We start from the raw sequence: 17,744 nt of genomic DNA, 5'->3' as shown, positions 1-17,744 counted from the left end.
TACATTTAACCTGGTTAATGAACTGATGCTGTAGTATTATCGTATTCATATAAACAGCAGCAGATGAAAAAACGCCGTTTACTAATTTCTTTAACCGCTCTCAACTCTATTCCCTATTGCCTATTGCCTTTCATCTTTCTTTTGCTTGCCGGCCTTCCTTGCCGCGCCCAGCTACTTCAGCCGGGCTTCGATAAAGCCGAATACCTGGAGTTGATGAAGATCAGCGCGCGCAGCACTAATTCACCCGCTTATTATGATACCTTCCCTGCCCCGCAGGAGTTTCAACAGGTTTACAAGTCGTCCATCATGGGTCTCGACAATTACTGGGATCTCTGGTCAAACGGAAAGGGCAAAGCCGTTATCAGCATAAGGGGGACCACTACCAATGCCGTGAGCTGGCTCGCCAATGTGTATGCTGCCATGGTGCCGGCAAAAGGTGAACTGCAACTGGAAGATGATTTTCGTTTCAGTTACTCGCTGGCAGAAAATCCGCGTGCAGCCGTGCATGTTGGCTGGCTGGTGAGTACGGCCTACCTCGCGCGTGATATCGTCCCAAAAATTGATAGCGCCGTTAAAAGCGGTACCTCCGATTTTATCATTGTTGGCCATAGCCAGGGTGGCGCCATCGCCTACCTGCTTACCTCATATTTGTATGGCCTCCAACGGCAATCAGCTATCCCCTCAACCATCCGTTTTAAGACCTATTGCAGCGCGGCTCCTAAGCCGGGCAATCTCTATTACGCATACGACTATGAAGCGATGACCTTTGGGGGATGGGCTTTCAATGTGGTGAACGCGGCCGACTGGGTGCCGGAATCTCCAATCTCCATCCAGACCCTGCAGGATTTTAATAACACCAACCCGTTTGCCGACAAAAAAGCCCTAGTCAAAAAACAAAAATTTCCCAATAACCTGGTGCTGAAACACGTGTACAACCAGCTTAATAATCCATCACGAAGAGCGGGTCGACGCTACCAGAAATACCTGGGTAAGATGGCCTCCAAATTTGTAAAGAAGCAGATCCCTGGCTACCAGCCTCCGGCCTATATCAACAGCAACAATTATGTTCGCACCGGGCATATGATTGCCCTGGCTGCCGACGCCGATTATTACACGCGCTTCCCCGATTCAAAAGAGAATATTTTCGCGCACCATTTACACAATGCATATATGTACCTGGCGGCGAAGTTGCCCTAACTTTATGCCATGATATTTTCTAACCGGACGGAAGCAGGTCGGCTGCTTGCCCGCAAGCTGAAGAGGTATGCAGGTGCAGATGCAGTGGTGCTGGGCGTTCCGCGCGGTGGGGTACCCGTTGCGGGGGCGGTAGCTGCTGATCTTGGATTACCGCTTGATCTGGTGATGGTGAAAAAGATCGGCCATCCCCACCAGCCCGAGTATGCCATCGGGGCGGTGAGCCTGAGCGATCGTATAATTGTTCCGCACGACGAAGTGTCTTCTGAATATATCGAAGAAAGAACAGTAGCCATCCGGGAGAAAATGGCCGGTCAGTACCAGTATTGGCGGGGTGATAAACCTGCGCCCACGCTGCAGGGAAAGATTGTGATTGTGGTAGATGATGGTATCGCTACCGGCAATACCCTGATGGCGGCGGTGAAGCTTCTGCGCAAGCAGATGCCGGCGAAAATTGTGATCGCCGCGCCTGTATCCTCAGAACAGGCTGCCAGCCAACTGGCGGCGATGGCCGACGATCTGGTTACCGTTTATATCCCCCCTCATTTCCGTGGAGTTGGTGCCTGGTATGAGCAATTTGAGCAGCTTTCGGATGAAGATGTGCGCCAATACCTGGCGGCGTTTGAAAAGGGTTCCTTATCTTAAAGGATAAAACCTAAACCCATGTTGCTCCAGGGAAAGATCCGGCAATACAAGACCATCGTAGAAGCCTTGCAGCCCGGCAAGGGAAAGAGCCGGAAACAATTGATGCTTCGGCTGGAGGCGGAAGGATTTCTTATCAGTCCCCGCACCTACGACCGTCTGATGGAAGATCTCCGCTTTGAATTCGGGATCGCTATCCACTACGACCCAACAAAGAATCACTACCTGATAGCCAACGAGAGTCTGCCCGCCCTCGACGCTTTCCTGCAGTTCTGCAAGGCCGGCGAAGTGGCAGAATTCACGCAATCGCTCCTGCAATCCCCCTCCGAAACACTGAAACATATTTCTTTCGGCAACGGTTCCGAACTGCGCGGTATCCATCTCCTGCAGCCGCTACTGCAATCCATCACCAACCGGCAACCTATCCGCTTTCAGACGGAAAACCTGAAAGGGAGTATAAAACAAGTTGAGCTGGAGCCCTATATGCTGCGCGAGTACGGCTACCACTGGTTCCTGGTGGGATACCTGCGCGGTGAAGATGGTGCCGGCGATCTGCGCTGTTTTGCGGTGGATAAGATCACGGAGTTGGAGCCGCTGGCCGACCGCTTTGAACCCCGACCCGATTTCCCCTACGGCGATCTTTTCCGCGACCTGGTAGGAGTGGGCTTCGAAGGCGAAAAAGAAAAGCTGCACCTCCGTGTTTACCCACCCCACGACCGGCAGCTGCTGGCCTTCCCCCTGCACCCATCACAAAAGGTTGTGAAGGAAGGAAAGGAGTTTACTGAGGTGGAAATGAAACTGGTGGTGAATGAAGAACTGGAACAAAGGCTGCTTCAGCTTGGTGCGGCGGTGGAGGTGCTGGAACCCAAAGCCCTCCGAAAATCGATCCGCAACCAGCTAAGGGATGCGTTGAGGTACTATAAGTAGGTACCCGTAAACCCATCTGACATGTGTCAGGACAAGCGTCAGACGGGTTTAAGAACCTCTAACTGCTTATTAGCAAATTCGTGGTACTGTTCCAACGCCATCAGGGCGGCCAGCAGGGGATCATGGGAGCTCGAAAAATGGTCTTCCACATCATAAGCAGTACGCCATGATACCGGCACATCGGCTGCGGCGGCAGCAGCAAACCAGCTTTCATCTTTATCCTCCCTTCCCTCCCTGATATAGGAAACAAATTCGGGATACTGGCTTTCAAACTGTGCGAGTCGTCCCGCCTCCTGTTCCCAATAATCCTGCGCATCCACCGGATCGGGTGGGGCAAAGACCAACCCCTTGAACTGCAGTGTATACAATTCAATTCGCGAAGTGAAAAATGGCTTTATTTTTTTGAAGAAGTAGATCTCTTCTGCCAGCGAGGCCAGGGGATGTTTTGCAAGGCATTCCTGCAGTAGACTGAAATGCTGCACCGTGATCATGAACCGCTGGGCGATCCTCTCTGAGAGGGGCAGCGAATTATTCACCTCTTTGCCGAGGGCCCGAACATATTGCTCCATAACCCCGCGCTGGTGCTCGTTGGGCGCGAGAAAAATGATCTCGTTCGGGTCGTTCATCAGATGCTTGCTTTAACCTTTACTAAATACCTGAATGTCAAAATCTTTCAATCAGGCTGCGAAGCTAAGGCTAAAGGTGCAGGTTTATGCCGACCTTAGAAAATTTCCTGAATTATACCGCAGAAATAAGCAGTTTTTACCAGCGTAATACCGCAGAACTTGTCGAGTTCCAATCATTGTTACGCCATTCACCGACGTAGAGGCATCCCTTCCACAGGTACATGAATTGCAAACTCCCATTACTAAAATGCAGATCATGAAAACACAAAATCAACCTAAGGCAAGGCCGAATGATCCCGTTCCGGATAAAGGCCGCCCACAAAACAAGGAAACTCTCGATAGCAGGAAAAATGAAGAACAGGATTTCAAGGGGGACGATATTACCCACAACGAGAAACCCGTAAGAAGCGAGCGGAAGGAGAAAAAAAGCTAGGTAACTAGGTGTCTGACACATGTTCGGAGGATGTTCGAACATGTTGAGAATTAACTACCCGTCTGACATGTGTCCTGACACATGTCAGACGGGTAGTTAGAAACCCTCAGTATATCTCCGCCTCATCAAGGCAGGGAACAAGATCATTATTCCCTTTTTGGAAACCCTTTTCCACAGGAAGTTGATTTCTCCAAACAGCAGACTGGTCTCGTTTCTGAGAGATCAGCTCATCCGCAGATTCATGGCCTCTCAACAACTCCTTCCCATCGGAACCAGTTTCATCTTTCACTGGCAGCGCCTTCCTGTATTTAGCGAGATTGATCAGCAATACACTTCCGAGTATCACCGCCAGTCCGGTTACTTGCAAAGCGCTCATTGTTTCGCCCGCAAACAGCACCCCCAGCAGAACGGCTACTACCGGGTTCACATATGCGTAGGTGCTTACCTGGGTAACGGGACGAACCTTTAACAGCCATACATAAGCGCTATAGCCCGCCAGTGATCCGAAGGTGATGAGGTACGCTATCGACAACCACGCGGTATTACTCACGGCGGCAGGTTCAAATCCTCTCCATTCTCCCGTGATACCACTGCCAAGGGTAAACGCTATTCCCGCTGCCAGCATCTGCCAGGCAGAACTCACGGTTGCGGAACCCTTTGAATTATACTTGTTGTAGATGGACCCTCCGGCCCAGCTAACAGAACCCACCATCAAAACCAGGAGGGCCACCAGTGCAGCGCTGCTCAGGGTTCCGCTCACCACCTTCGCAGCCTGCTCCCAGAACAGGAGCAGCACACCCAGGAAGCCGATCGCGAGGCCCACCAGCGTGCTTTTGCTAGAAAGATTTTCCTTCCATTTGGGCTTATCGAGCACTACGAACCAGAGTGGGGCAGAGGAAACCAGTACCGCCACCAGGCTGCTCGGCAGCGTCTTTTCGGCCCAGATCACCGCCCCGTTTCCCACGAGGAGTAGCAGTAAACCGGTAATGATGGCCGGTTTCATTTGCTGCCAGTCGAAGATCCTTTCCTGTTTGTAAATACACCAGCCCATCAGCAGTAATCCTGCTATGATAAACCGGATGGCGCCCATCATCAGTGCCGGGATCTCGTGTACGGCCAACTGGATGAACAAATACGTTGAACCCCAGACCAGGTAAACCGTGAGAAAGGCGAGGGCTACGAGGAATGGGGTTTCTTTTGTGTTGCTTGCTTGCATTGGATCAGGTTTTTGGTATAACTATATCAGGTTGCTCTTTGACGGTTTCCAGCACGATGGTGGTTTTGGTGGATGCGATATTGGGGATCTGCTGGAATTTGGTTCGCATCAGCTCCATGAGCGATGCGGCATCTGTAGTGCGAACCTTCACCAGGAAACAATCCTCCCCGGCAATATGATGCACTTCCTGCACCTCGGGGATCGCCGAAAGAAGGTTGCCTGTATCCGAACAGCAGGAAAATCCCTGTGAAGTGCGGATGAAGATAAAAGCCAGCAGTTTTTGCTCCAGCGCGGCTGGATTAATGGAAGTCGTATACCGGCGAATAACATCTTTCTGCTCCAGCTTTTTCACTCTTTCGAGGATGGCGGAGGGAGCCATGGACAGGTCCCGGGCCAGGTCGGCATTCGAAACGCGGGCGTTACCCTGCATTTTATCCAGGATCTGAAGGTCGATATGGTCCAGGCTGATGTTCATTCTGACGATTTGATGGCAAATTACTAAAATTTCAGAATATTATTCGCCTTGGATGGATGTTCACAGAATAATAACATACCCGTCTGACATCCGTCAGGACGGATGTCAGACGGGTATGTATTCCCTCACCTCACCAGCAGAACCGATCCCTGCATCTTCCGGAGCGGTTCGCCGCGCTGAGAGTAGGTGCATCGCCATACATAGGTCTGGCTAGCCTGTGGCTGTCCCCCAAGTTTGCCATCCCAGCCTTTGGTAATATCATTTGTCATGAATACCTCCTGCCCCAGCCGGTTGTAAATGCGGAGCTCGAAGTGTTGGGGAGTGCCGGGAAAAATACCGCGGAAGAAATCATTCTTTCCATCGCCATTGGGACTAAATGCATTCGGGAAAAATAACTCACCCATCACCGTTATACGTGCCGTGGCTGTTGCCGCACAACCGTTTAAATCCTCAATCCGCAGACTAAAAACAACATCCTTATCGAGCAGCACGGAAACAGGATTCAGGGTCTGCGACGACAAAAGTTTATCTGCCGGCTCCCATGCAAATTGGCTTACCTCCCCCGAAACCTGCGCCAATAATTGCAGGCTGCTTCCCCTGTTCACTATTGTATCTGCGGGATAGAGTGTCAATAAAGGAGTATCAAAAACCCGAATACTGATACCCTCCGAGCCACTACCCGCACCAGTGCAGAAATCGCCCCCCGCCCATTCACAACTCACCAAATCGCCATCGTTCAAGTTCGCCGTTCGCCATTCCGACCCCGTTGCCCCGGCAACCGCCACCCCATTCACCAGCCATTGCACGGCGTCCGCCGGTACCCTGTTCTCCGTTTTCGCCACAAAGATCATCTCCTCACCACGGCACACGCTGCTGCTATTGGCACTGATCAGCAACCTGCCCCCCGCGGGCCTCACCGCAACCGCTATTTCGTTTGAAAATATATCCCCGCCACCCCCACATTCCGAGTTGGCGTTTATCATATAACTAACCCTGTCACCATCACGGAGCGAGTCGGTTTCGTAAAGGGCAGTACACGCAGCAGCCAGCACCCCATTCACCAGCCAGCGCGATCCACTCGTATCAGCCGATCCCGAAACAACAGCCCGAAAAGCAACCCGCTCCCCTTCGCAGACCGCCGCGGCCGGTCCCTCGATCTGCAGAACAGCACCCTGCCCGGGCACGGTCACAACAATGCCTGGGGACGCTACATATCCCCCCGGCAAACATCCCGAGGCATCCAGTAACCGATAATGCACCCGGTCGCCATTTTGCGCTTCCCGATGCAGGTATTCCGATCCGCCAACAGCAACCAACATATCATTGACAAACCAATGGAATCGCGGTGCCACACCAGCATTCTCAGCTATCGCAGTGAACAGTCCGGGCTCACAAGGACAGATCACCTCCGGACCATCAATCAACAAAACCGGCATCGGCAGATCAGGTTTTGTTTTTAGTGTGATGCTTGCCGTTACCACTGCCGATCCCTTATCACAAATACCTCCCGGCGTTACCGTGCAACTGACCTGGTCGCCTGCTTTGAAATTATTGGCCCCATAAGTAGCCTCGCTTCCAACCACCTGCCCGTTCAGTTTCCATTCATAACGGGGATGGCTACCCACATTGATGGCGGTGGCGCTGAGAACAACCGGACTGCCGGAACAAACGAGCTCCGGACCGATCTGCAAAGATGGCCGTGGCACAGTTCCACCCGGCGGCGACAGTTTCACCAGAAGAATATCAGCGCAGTCTCCCGTAGGGCTGGGAGTATGATAATTGGGAAGTGCCGCAGAGCAGGTTAATCCAGCCACCAGTACAGTTCCATCCTTATTTTCTACAATGGCCGAACCATTATCATTACCCTCACCACCCAGCGCTTTTTGCCACTCCATTTCGCCCAAGCCATCGATCTTAATGACCCATATATCATTATTCCCGAGGGTGCATGGGGCCGCACTATCCATTGATTCAGTTGTTCCGCAAAGCAGGAAACCACCGTCTATTGCTGGCGCCATATCGAACGCGAATTCATCCATCGGTCCCCCATAATTTTTCTGCCATAGAAGATTGCCGGAGCCATCTACCTTAACCACCCAGATATCAATATCAGTGGGCGCCCTGCCGGATCGGGTAAGATCGCCATCACGGGAATTCGTCATTCCGGCTATTACTGCTCCACCAGGACTGGCACAAACCGCCCAGGCGAAATCATGATTTGACCCTCCATATTTTTTCTGCCAGAGCAGTTCGCCCGCTTCCGAAAGATGCAACAACAGAAAATCTGAATCACCGTAGTTGAGTCCGAAATCGAAATCGGTAGACTCAGAAGAACCAACCACGTAATACCCACCTGCGGGCGCAACAGCCGCAGAAACCCCCTGGTCAGTGCGGCTTCCCCCAAAACTCTTCTGCCAGATAATATTTCCATTGGCGTCGGTCTTCACAATCCAGAAATCCTCCGCCCCATTATTTTTGGTAAGATCACCGTCGGAAGAAGTTGAATGACCAGTCAATAAAAACCCGCCTTCTGCACTAAGATCGAGTTCGCTGAGATATTCATTACCTGCGCCACCATATTCTTTCTCCCATAGCCATTCGCCTTTGCTGCTCAGCTTCACCAGTATAATATTGGAACTATTATCACCCAAAAGGCAATTGCTTGAACTATAGGTGCTGCCACCCACAACAAAGCCCCCATCAGGCGTTTCAACCACCCCGGCAGCAAACTGGTATTGCTGGTCGCCCAGAGAAATTTCCCATTCTATGACACCACTGGCATTGATTTTAAGCACCCATATATCCGGCGAGCCTTCCCCAAAATGCACCGACACATCATTGCTGCTATTTCCAACCGAACCTATGACAATATAACCCCCGTCTCGTGTGGCCTGCAGATCCCTTGGCTCATCGCCATAATTACTCCCATAACATCGCAGCCATTCCAGCGCCGGCGCTTGTGCATAGCCGTTGGCGACAGAGATCATCACCGTCAGCATTGCAAAAACGCCCACACGAACGCATTTATATATATATCGATTTATGGTGAAGAAGCAGTAGTTCATTAAAACCCGATTCATGATTATGGATGCCGCAATTCGAATACTATAAGAGAAGAATCATTAAAATAGGGGGGACGACTTCCTTAATTTACAAAAAACCCGCGGCATCTGCTAATAGCTATAAATAGCTATTGACGGGGGGGAGATGACGATATAACTTTATGCCCGATCCGGCCCCATCCAAAATTCTTCCGTCCCGCTCCGTGTACCCCATCCTAACTCCTGCCCACTATCACTAATCGCTAAACTCTTTTCCATGAAAAAGTTACTCTCCTTAGGATGTTTCCTTTTTGTGCTTTTATCTGCCTGCCAGAAGCAGGAACTGCAGCCCGATCCAAAACAAGCCGAAAGCAAAGACCTCTCTAAAACCCACGACAAGGCTCCAACCGAAAATGGTAAGACCGTCCGGATCCTATACATCATTCCGGACGACAGGAGCTTTAACCGCACTTACAATAATGCCATCAAAAAAGCCGCTGGAATAATTGATAGATGGTATCGGTCAGAGATGGACGGGTTGAGCTACCTAACTAATAATCCGGTTGTTGAAATATTCCAGAGTGATAAACCTGCTTCCTGGTTTGGATCTGATAACGGCGGTATCAGTGGAACCGATCCCTTTTTTTATTTTTTCTGGAACACGTTCACGGAGATGGAAAGCCTATTGGGTGCCGGTTGGTATAGCCCGGGCGCCACCGCCTATATGGTTTATGTAGATGCCTATGGACAAACGGGTGCCGGGTTTACAGGATTTTGCGCTTTACCGGAACATGACCTTCTCGGCATTGCAGGGGAAGATAATAATCCTCCTATTCAATGGACTGGCGGACAGGCGCATGAACTGGGACATGCTTTCGGACTTCCTCATCCTGATCAAACTCATCCCTCATACAATGAAACATTAATGGGCTTTGGCTATGCATCATTTCCAAACACCTTCCTGCTTGATTCTGATAAGGAAATTTTACTAGCGAGCGGATTCTTCAATTAATTCAATCAAAACCTTCAATCATGAAACTCACCCAATTCCTCCTTCTGATCCTTGCCCTAAGCTTTTTTTCCTGCAGCAAGGATATTAATACTGACGCCACTCCAGGCCAGGAACTTCTTTCCGAAACTGATTATCTGCCCGGCGAACTTCTGGTCCAGTTCCGGAAAGGAACGGATAAATCCAACGCCCTGAAAACCCTTGAAAACAGAAAAGGAAGAATAATCGAATACGTCTACACCAAAGCCATGGAACAGGTTAACGCGGAAGGTTTCTATGTGGTGAAAATGGAGGGCGATATACAGCGATCACTGCACTCACTTCGATCAATACCCGAAGTTGATCATGCAGAACCAAATTACATTGTGCATGCTCCGGAATTTATGGAACAAAGGAGCAGCGCAGCAATGCTACCCGCACCTGCCGCAACCGAAGAAATCAGTTTTCCCAATGACCCTTACTATCCGGGCCAATGGAATCTTCGCGGACCTTCTTCAACCCCCGCAGAGCCATTTGGCACAAATGCGGACGCCATCTGGCAAACCGGCAATCTTGGTTCTGGCGACATCCATGTGGCACTCATAGGAACAGGTGTTTTTTATGAGCATGAAGACCTGGCCGATAATATGTGGGTGAATCCAAATGACCCTGTAGATGGTGTTGATAATGACGGCAATGGGTATGTGGATGATTCAAGGGGATGGAATTTTGCTGACAGGAATAACCAGGTCTATGATAGCAGGTTTACCAATGAGCCCAACGGCGCGAGAATGGCCAGCATTATCGGTGCCATTGGTAATAACGGGAAAGGCGTTTCAGGAGTTTGCTGGAATGTGAAAATGATCCCGCTAAAAATATATAATGGAGGCCCCTCAATACCGGTTTCTGCTTTTGTACAGGCAATCGATTATTCCACTGCATTAAAAAACAGCGGGATAAATTTAGTGGCAATCAACAGTCATTATGAAACAAAAAAATCCACCCAGTTAGAAGCCTCCCTGCTGAGGGCCAACCAGGCTAATATTCTTTTTCTGAGTTCCGCCGGCTTGAGCAATATAACCAACACGGGGATTGATCTTAATAAAAAACCTGTATACCCCGCATGCTACACATTGCCCAATAATATAACCGTTACGGGCCTCAACCAAAACGGCAGTTTAAACAATAAGGCCAATTGGGGATCGAAATTTGTTCACCTGGCTGCACCGGGTGAAAATCTGATCGTTGCTACCGATCCGCTTAATGATCCATTCGGTGTTGAGGGTGATGGATATAATGATCATCCCTTCAGTTGGCCCGCTTTCGCAGTAGCGCATGTTACCGCTGCCTGCGTTCTGTATAAAGCAAAACATCCCAACTCAACGGCAGAAGAAATTAAATCGGCTATCCTTAATAGTGGCCTTCCCACCACCTCATTATCCGGAAAAACAATCACCGGGAAAAGATTATTCCTCGATCCCCTTGTTTTTGGTTTCTGAAAAACTCACTACCTTTTTGGAAACCCCCGCAATGGCCCAGGAAACAAAAGCAAATTCCTCTGCACAGGATCTGCCGCGGAAGCAGGCTCTCTCCTATAGAGAAAAGAACCCGGGTAATAATACCCTGGTTTTTTTTGTGCATGGAAATTCCTCTTCTGCAAACATCTTCAACCCGGTTTTTGAAAGCGATCTTTTTGACAATTATCATCTCGTAGCCGTAGATCTTCCCGGCCATGGCAATTCCCCTTCATGGGACCAATCCCATTATTCCCTTACCGCCATGGCCTATGAACTGGCACAGCTCATAAGAAATCAATGGCCCCAGAAACCCCTCTGCATGGTGGGCTTCAGCCTCGGCACCAACATTGTTGCTGAAATGCTGGCACATATAAAGGCAGCAGGTATAGTACTGGTTTCTCCAAGTGTTCTTGGTAGTGAAAGGGGCGTGAACGATGTGATGAATAATGCCATTAACGTGATACCCCTTTTCAGCGATGAAACATCCACAACCGAAGTGCGGAATTTTTTCACTGCCTGTTCGCATAATGCTGGCAGTGATACACTCGACGATCTCGTTAACCAACACCAAAAAACCGCAGCAGGCTTCAGGCCCGGTTTCATACACTCCGTAATGCAGGGCGATTTCTCCGACGAGATCCAACTCCTTAAACAGTCAGGCCTTCCCATACTGGTTATATTCGGCAAACAGGACTCTTTCTCCATGATCCATTATCTCGATGAAATCGGATTAAATGTATGGCGCAACGAAATCCAGCTAATAGATGACTGTGGTCATTTTATTCCCGCTGAATCACCCGAAGCACTCATTAAACTTCTGCATGACTACCTGCATCATCAGTTTAGAGATAACCATGCCTGTTAGCATAGTTGATCAGTTCACTGGCTGTACTGCAACGGGTTTTGGCGAGCATATTTTTCCGGTGATTAGAAACGGTAAAGACGCTAAGATTTAACTGGTTGGCGATTAGTTTACTCGACATCCCGCTTGCCATAAGTTTTAGAATATCCTGCTCACGGGCGCTCAGCAGTTCAATCGTATCATCAACAGCATAAACTGCCTTGTAGAGAAGATTATAAACGATCTTTCCATCCACTACCATGGCCTCTTCAATTGTCTGAACCACGCTGATATCATTCTTAAAATGCGTCACATCAAATACAACACCGATGGCCCCAAGTGGATGACCGGGCTTGTCGCTCGGCAGGTAAGAAGACCGCTGTACTATCGTAACATATTCCCCCACGGCATTCAGCATCCGGTAATTATAGGAGAATACGATCTCTGGATATTTTTCAGCCGCAAGTGTTTTTAAGAACTCCCGGTTGCGGGGGAATACTTTTTCGTTGATGGTCTTATAATCGGCAGGATGCCAGCTTTGCATAACAGAATCCAATCCTCCTGATTTAATCTTAGATGCTGAGTATCCAAACAAATTGATACATGCCTCATCAACATAGAGATAACTCCCATTTGTATAATCCACCATATAAACGACAGGGGCAAAACGCGATGGGAAACTATGCTCCTCATGGAACTTCCTTACAAGTCCGCTGGTTGACTCATCGAGCTGCAAACTCGTATTGTCTTTCATGAAAGCCAGGTAGCTTTCGAAACTATCCGCTTTAGAGGCCACTCGGTTAAGGTTTAATTGAGTGCCATCAAAATAAAAAATCTTTTTATATGATCACATTAAAAATGAATTAACGCCAACGCCCACCCCCGCAAATACACTGCACACATCTTCGTATATTCGTACTTGCACGCCCTGGTTCCAAACCACTGCCGTCATCCCGCTCTGCTTCCCTGTTTCCACCTGCAGTCCATACTGCACCCAATCCCAGATTCCGGCCACAGAGCACCAATTAAAACATAAACCCTTTATATGAGTATTGTATCAAAAGCAATTGTATTCGCCGCCCATCACCACCAGCACCAGCTAAGAAAAGGAACCCGTATCCCCTACATGAGCCACCTCATGAATGTTTGTAAAACCCTCGCCGAACAGGACTGTGACGACGAACTCCTTGCCGCCGGCCTCCTCCACGATGTAGTGGAAGACACACCCGTTACCATCCAACAGGTGGAAGAAGAATTTGGTCCTTATGTAGCCCTGCTGGTTCGCGGCGCCACCGAACTCGACAAACTGGAAAAGAAAGCCATCGAAAAAGAAAGTAGCTGGCAGGACCGTAAAACCGAAACCATCCATTTCCTCGAACACGATGCGACCATCGAACAACTGATCGTTTCCGCCGCCGATAAACTCGATAACCTCCGCTCCATCTATATGGACAAAAAGCGCACCGGGAAAGTAGTATGGGAGCGATTCAGTGCCAACAAAAAACAGCAGGACTGGTATTTTGGCGAGCTATCCCGCATTTTCATTAAGAGAGGAAAAGACCATGAAGTGCTGGCGCATCTGGGAAAGGAACTGAGTAAATTGCACAACAAAGTCTTTTAGGAGGTAAGAAGTAAGAGGTAAGAGGTAAGATGTGAGGTAAGAAGGCAGAGGGAAGATGTAAGATTTAAAGAGCAGCAACATGAGTATTGAGAAAGCATATAACCAATGGGCGGAACAGTACGACACCAACAAGAACAGGACCCGCGATCTTGAAGCGATTGCGTTACGTGAAGTGCTGGATGCGGTTGCTGAAGGTGATTGCCTCGAGATCGGATGCGGCACAGGAAAGAACAGCGTTTGGCTGGTGGAGAAATGCAGATCTCTCACTGCAGTCGATCTCTCCGAAGAGATGCTCAGCAGAGCTAAGGAAAAACTTGAAGGCAAACCCGTGCAATTCCTCCAGGCCGATATTACCAAGCCATGGCCTTATGCCGATGGCAGTTTTGACCTCGTCACTTTCAGTCTGGTGCTGGAGCATATAAATGACCTCGATCCTATATTCCGCGAGGCCGCCCGCTGCCTCCGCAAAGGCGGACAGATCTATATGGGCGAGCTCCATCCCTTCAAACAATACACCGGAACAAAAGCCCGTTTTGAAACGGAATCAGGAACATCGGTAGTGGAATGTTATATCCATAACAGCTCCGACTTCATCCATGCAGCACAGCGTGCAGGCATGAGCGTTAGTGCCCTCAATGAATATTTTGATGAGGGGGATAGGAGTTCTATTCCGAGGATACTGGCGATTCTGTTCACAAAATAATCCTGTTCACAAAATCGTGAACGTCGCATATTTGTGAACAGAAACCCCGGGTACAATTTTTACAGTAAGATCCGAAAGAGTATATGGAAAATATATACGTAACAAATTACAGCTCCATCCGCGAAGCACACCGCGAAAACTTCGACGCCCTTGAACGTGCTCAGAAACTATTCGGGGTCGAGTTTTTCCTGATCGGTGGACAAAGCCGCGATGTTTGGATCAAACACGAGATCCTCGATAACCGCGTCACCAGCGATATCGATTTTTCCGTGCGGGTGCCCGATCAGGAAACATGGAACAAGCTGGTGCATTACCTGCTCACCACAGAAAGCTTCACCCGCGACAATGATGTTCCCTATCGCTTCTACCATTTCGGGATGTTGCATATCATCCCTTTCGGCGGCATCGAAGAAAATGGTAAGGTGCTCATTCAGGAACCTGATAAAATGATCACCGTCAGCGGCAGCCAGGAGGCAGCCGAATATGCGGAAGATCTTGACGGTCCATTTAAAGTGGTGACCCTCCCCGGACTCTGCATCATGAAACTCTTATCCTACAACGAAAATCCCGAGGCCCGCGCGCAGGACTGGGACGATTTCGTCTTCCTGCTACTAAACTACATGCAGATCACCGCCGGCGACCAGCTCCTCGACGACCAGGATGACCTGATCTCCGACAACATGGACCTTTCCGTAGTAGCCGCCCGTGTACTTGGCCGCAATATGGGCGAACTGCTGATAGATAACGAATGGCTCCGCTACAAGGTGCTCGCCATCCTTCAAAAGAAACTCAACGGCCTTAGCCCCGAAGAGATCGACCGCATGTACCAGGCCGACGAAGACGATGAACAGTCCTTCATGGGAAAACTAGTCAAGGAAACGATGGATGGGATAATTGAAGAGCATGAAGATGCGCAGGAACATATCAGCCTCTGAAAGAAGAACCCCGCCTAAAACTTCCCGGAAAATGCTTTGAAATATAGCATTTGTTCATTAAATTTGATTGTTCATGATTCATGAACATTTAATATAATTGAACATGAAGGAGAAAGAAATATTGGAAACAGCCACCAGGGAGTTCACCGAACTCACCGGCGTGCAGGCCAGGATCCTTCATAAACCCCTGGAAAACAAAGGCAAAGACAAGACTACATTCCTGGAATTGAAATTTCCTAACCGGCGGAAAGACTTCCGGGTAGAACTCAAAAACGAACTCCGCGAGCAACAGATTCCCGACCTGCTAAAAATGGTGAACAAACAGCACCGTGAGTGGCTCCTGATTTGTCAATACATACCAGCCCCCTTGAAAGGCGAATTAAAAAATCTGGGCATCAATTACCTGGAAGCTGCCGGTAACTGTTTTATCAGGTATGATGATGTATTGTTTTATATCAATGATCGCCCGGTTACGGCTCAACGCACACCGGTAGAAGGAAAGCTCTGGAAACAGGCTGGCCTTCGTTTCCTTTTCGGAATCCTGGTAAAGCCTGACCTGCTGAACCAGCCATATCGTAGGATGGCCGAAATTACAGGTGTAGCACTGGGAAATATCGGGGCATTTCTGGAAGAACTTAAAGAAGAGGGCTTTCTTAAGGAAGGAGTAAAAGACAAAAAGCCTTTCCTCTTCCTGGAAAACATCCCGCAACTTCAGAACAAATGGGTAGAGCTTTACAATACAGTGTTGAAGCCAAAATTAAAAAGGGGAACATTCCGTTTCCTTGATCCGGACCACCAACAAAACTGGGAGGCGCTACCTGATCATGATTTTTATTGGGGAGCTGAACCAGCCGGGGCCAGGCTAACAGGCTTCCTGAAACCGGAGATCTTCACCATTTACACCAACCAGCCCACAACAACCATCATGCGCCAACTAAAGCTGGTACCGGATAATAAAGGGAATCTCCTGCTCATGGATAAGTTCTGGCATGAAGAACTTGATTATAAACAAGGCTTGGTTCCACCTTTACTAGCTTATGCTGAGCTGGCCACAAGCCTCGATAGCAGGAACAGGGAAACCGCCGAAAGGTTAAAGAAAAAATACCTTGACTAATAAGATCAATATCATAAATCCCGCCTTCGCCGAGCTGCTGAAAGCAATGGAACCAGTGTTTCAGGCCCATTGCAGGCGATGCTGGCGGGATTGAATGAATAAGAAAATTGTAATATATTTATATAGCAGGTAATCGGTACCCTACTCCCATTGCATTTTTCACCTTTAAAGGCCTTCATATGAAATCTTCATTATTACCGTTACTTGCTGTTATTGCAATTTCAGGATCAGTAGTTTCCTGTACCAAAACAACTACCGATAAGGATTCACTGATCACCTTATCCAGTCCGGAACTCTCGAAAAAAGGCGACAGGCTCAAAACGAAATACAGAACCGCAACCCTGCCCATGAGTGGGTTGCAGGAAGTGCCATCAAATCCCTCACCGGCTACAGGGGAGTTTACCGTGGTCTATAATACAAGGACCAAGATCCTTGAACTGGATATGACATGGCAGGGGCTCCTCAGCGATGCAACCGCCAGCCACATCCATGGGCCAGCGGCACCGGGAGTAAACGGTGGAGTAGTAATACCTTTGTTGGGAGTTCCTCCGGGCACAACTTCCAGCTCCTTTAGTGCCGATTTGTTAACCACCAATTTTGCCAGCTTCGTGGAAGCCGATTTATTGAATGGATTGTACTACATCAATATTCACACGCCTTCATATCCCGGCGGCGAAATAAGAGGGCAGATTTTGTTTGAATAAATAAGAACGATTTTGTGCTGCATATTTTTCAAATTATTTAGAGAGGGTTGAAAAACCCTTTCTTTTTAAATAAGTATGATTAAAAAAGTGGATCAAGTGAAAAAGCATTTTTCTCCAAAAAAGAGGGCATCCTTTTTAAAACGTAGATGGACTTTGCGCGCTGCTATCAATACCCGTGATTTATCCATATTGGAGGATAATAAGTACGGGCTTATGTACATCCATAAAATTGCGGAACAAGCTGGAATAGGCGCGGTAACAGAAGCCAGGGTAGCAGAATTGGTGCGCGTTTATTCAAAAGGAGGAAATTTAGTGCGTATCAATAAGAATGGTCAGGAAACCATTATCGAAAGTAAAAATCCCGGAAAACCTCTTTACGTAAAGTATAAACCAAATACAAAGCTTTTTCCGGTCCCTACCCCTTAAAACAACCATATTCATCTTTCTGTACCAACTCCAGGAATTTCTTTAATGACTTCACTTTCGGTTTTGGGTCGTAGGGATACCACTTCAGGTTGCTTCGCATCCAATATACTTTCCAGGAATCTTCTTTTTTGATGTAGGTAGCTTTTGCATAAGGCGATTCAATTTTTTGGCTCGGATTACTAAATGCTGGCCGGATCTCGTATATAATCACACTCTGTTTGTCAATAGAATAATTAATATCCAGCTTGTCCCGAATATCAGCTGCCGGCCGGATACTCTCTATATAATTTTCCATCAGTTCAATAATATCAACGGTATTCTCCAGGTTGAGTGCCATAAAT

The 17,744-nt window shown here is 48.6% G+C and carries 20 protein-coding genes; 13 read left to right on the top strand and 7 right to left on the bottom strand.

The window, feature by feature from the left end; all coding sequences use genetic code 11:
• The first annotated feature begins 63 nt into the window (after positions 1-63).
• The 3 genes from HY58_RS07055 to HY58_RS07045 are packed head-to-tail and all read left to right on the top strand — an operon-like array spanning position 64 to position 2,763.
• On the top strand, positions 64-1,197 hold the full coding sequence (locus HY58_RS07055; protein WP_052323916.1) for a lipase family protein: 1,134 nt from the start codon (positions 64-66) through the stop codon (positions 1,195-1,197).
• Positions 1,198-1,206: 9 nt separating this feature from the next.
• Positions 1,207-1,839, top strand: coding sequence for a phosphoribosyltransferase (locus HY58_RS07050; RefSeq protein WP_039129963.1), 633 nt, complete (start codon positions 1,207-1,209; stop codon positions 1,837-1,839).
• 18 nt (positions 1,840-1,857) lie between these two features.
• Positions 1,858-2,763: a YafY family protein gene (locus tag HY58_RS07045; RefSeq protein WP_039129961.1), complete on the top strand. Its 906-nt coding sequence runs from the start codon at positions 1,858-1,860 to the stop codon at positions 2,761-2,763.
• Positions 2,764-2,801: 38 nt separating this feature from the next.
• Here the strand turns inward: HY58_RS07045 and HY58_RS07040 are convergent, their stop codons facing one another.
• On the bottom strand, positions 2,802-3,389 hold the full coding sequence (locus tag HY58_RS07040) for an RteC domain-containing protein (RefSeq protein ID WP_082022084.1): 588 nt from the start codon (positions 3,387-3,389) through the stop codon (positions 2,802-2,804).
• Between the two features lie 256 nt (positions 3,390-3,645).
• Here HY58_RS07040 and HY58_RS07035 point away from each other — a divergent pair, with 256 nt between their 5' ends.
• Entirely contained in the window at positions 3,646-3,822 is a 177-nt protein-coding gene (locus tag HY58_RS07035) for a hypothetical protein (protein ID WP_156123605.1), read from the top strand.
• Between the two features lie 106 nt (positions 3,823-3,928).
• On the opposite strand, the gene HY58_RS07030 is transcribed toward HY58_RS07035, so the two are convergent.
• The 3 genes from HY58_RS07030 to HY58_RS07020 form a co-directional block, all read right to left on the bottom strand.
• Positions 3,929-5,038, bottom strand: a complete 1,110-nt coding sequence (locus tag HY58_RS07030; RefSeq protein WP_072037595.1) for an EamA family transporter — start codon at positions 5,036-5,038, stop codon at positions 3,929-3,931.
• 4 nt (positions 5,039-5,042) lie between these two features.
• The gene (locus HY58_RS07025; protein WP_172644616.1) at positions 5,043-5,513 is read right to left on the bottom strand and encodes an Lrp/AsnC family transcriptional regulator; all 471 of its coding nucleotides are present in this window, start codon (positions 5,511-5,513) and stop codon (positions 5,043-5,045) included.
• A 125-nt stretch (positions 5,514-5,638) separates the two neighbouring features.
• Complete coding sequence (locus tag HY58_RS07020) at positions 5,639-8,578, bottom strand: gliding motility-associated C-terminal domain-containing protein (protein WP_039129953.1); 2,940 nt, start codon at positions 8,576-8,578, stop codon at positions 5,639-5,641.
• A 253-nt stretch (positions 8,579-8,831) separates the two neighbouring features.
• On the opposite strand from HY58_RS07020, the gene HY58_RS07015 reads away from it, so the two are divergent.
• The 3 genes from HY58_RS07015 to HY58_RS07005 are packed head-to-tail and all read left to right on the top strand — an operon-like array spanning position 8,832 to position 11,924.
• Complete coding sequence (locus HY58_RS07015; protein WP_039129951.1) at positions 8,832-9,566, top strand: hypothetical protein; 735 nt, start codon at positions 8,832-8,834, stop codon at positions 9,564-9,566.
• 20 nt (positions 9,567-9,586) lie between these two features.
• Entirely contained in the window at positions 9,587-11,041 is a 1,455-nt protein-coding gene (locus HY58_RS07010; RefSeq protein ID WP_052323915.1) for a S8 family serine peptidase, read from the top strand.
• A gap of 31 nt (positions 11,042-11,072) precedes the next feature.
• Complete coding sequence (locus tag HY58_RS07005; RefSeq protein WP_039129948.1) at positions 11,073-11,924, top strand: alpha/beta fold hydrolase; 852 nt, start codon at positions 11,073-11,075, stop codon at positions 11,922-11,924.
• Here the strand turns inward: HY58_RS07005 and HY58_RS18780 are convergent.
• Together HY58_RS18780 and HY58_RS19430 are read right to left on the bottom strand one after the other, a co-directional pair.
• Complete coding sequence (locus HY58_RS18780) at positions 11,902-12,696, bottom strand: LuxR C-terminal-related transcriptional regulator (protein ID WP_052323914.1); 795 nt, start codon at positions 12,694-12,696, stop codon at positions 11,902-11,904. The genes HY58_RS07005 and HY58_RS18780 overlap by 23 nt on opposite strands.
• Before the next feature lie 51 nt (positions 12,697-12,747).
• Positions 12,748-12,915, bottom strand: a complete 168-nt coding sequence (locus HY58_RS19430; protein ID WP_156123604.1) for a hypothetical protein — start codon at positions 12,913-12,915, stop codon at positions 12,748-12,750.
• Positions 12,916-12,945: 30 nt separating this feature from the next.
• Between HY58_RS19430 and HY58_RS06995 the strand changes: the two genes are divergently transcribed.
• The 6 genes from HY58_RS06995 to HY58_RS06970 all read left to right on the top strand — a co-directional run bounded on the left by HY58_RS06995 (position 12,946) and on the right by HY58_RS06970 (position 17,403).
• Entirely contained in the window at positions 12,946-13,521 is a 576-nt protein-coding gene (locus tag HY58_RS06995) for an HD domain-containing protein (RefSeq protein WP_039129945.1), read from the top strand.
• A 79-nt stretch (positions 13,522-13,600) separates the two neighbouring features.
• Complete coding sequence (locus HY58_RS06990; protein ID WP_039129943.1) at positions 13,601-14,224, top strand: class I SAM-dependent methyltransferase; 624 nt, start codon at positions 13,601-13,603, stop codon at positions 14,222-14,224.
• Between the two features lie 269 nt (positions 14,225-14,493).
• Entirely contained in the window at positions 14,494-15,159 is a 666-nt protein-coding gene (locus tag HY58_RS06985; protein WP_156123603.1) for a hypothetical protein, read from the top strand.
• Positions 15,160-15,262: 103 nt separating this feature from the next.
• Positions 15,263-16,273, top strand: a complete 1,011-nt coding sequence (locus tag HY58_RS06980; protein ID WP_039129939.1) for a type IV toxin-antitoxin system AbiEi family antitoxin — start codon at positions 15,263-15,265, stop codon at positions 16,271-16,273.
• A gap of 179 nt (positions 16,274-16,452) precedes the next feature.
• Positions 16,453-16,977: a CHRD domain-containing protein gene (locus HY58_RS06975; RefSeq protein ID WP_052323913.1), complete on the top strand. Its 525-nt coding sequence runs from the start codon at positions 16,453-16,455 to the stop codon at positions 16,975-16,977.
• Positions 16,978-17,052: 75 nt separating this feature from the next.
• Entirely contained in the window at positions 17,053-17,403 is a 351-nt protein-coding gene (locus HY58_RS06970) for a hypothetical protein (protein ID WP_039129937.1), read from the top strand.
• On the opposite strand, the gene HY58_RS06965 is transcribed toward HY58_RS06970, so the two are convergent.
• Positions 17,393-17,740 (bottom strand): DUF3024 domain-containing protein, encoded by a 348-nt coding sequence (locus HY58_RS06965; RefSeq protein WP_052323989.1) that lies wholly within the window; start codon positions 17,738-17,740, stop codon positions 17,393-17,395. The genes HY58_RS06970 and HY58_RS06965 overlap by 11 nt on opposite strands.
• Positions 17,741-17,744: the final 4 nt, after the last annotated feature.

Origin of the sequence: Flavihumibacter sp. ZG627, from assembly GCF_000814325.1 — a bacterium.
Taxonomy (GTDB): domain Bacteria; phylum Bacteroidota; class Bacteroidia; order Chitinophagales; family Chitinophagaceae; genus Flavihumibacter.
Note: the sequence above shows the minus strand (reverse complement) of the source record. Positions and strands in the feature narration are given on the sequence as shown.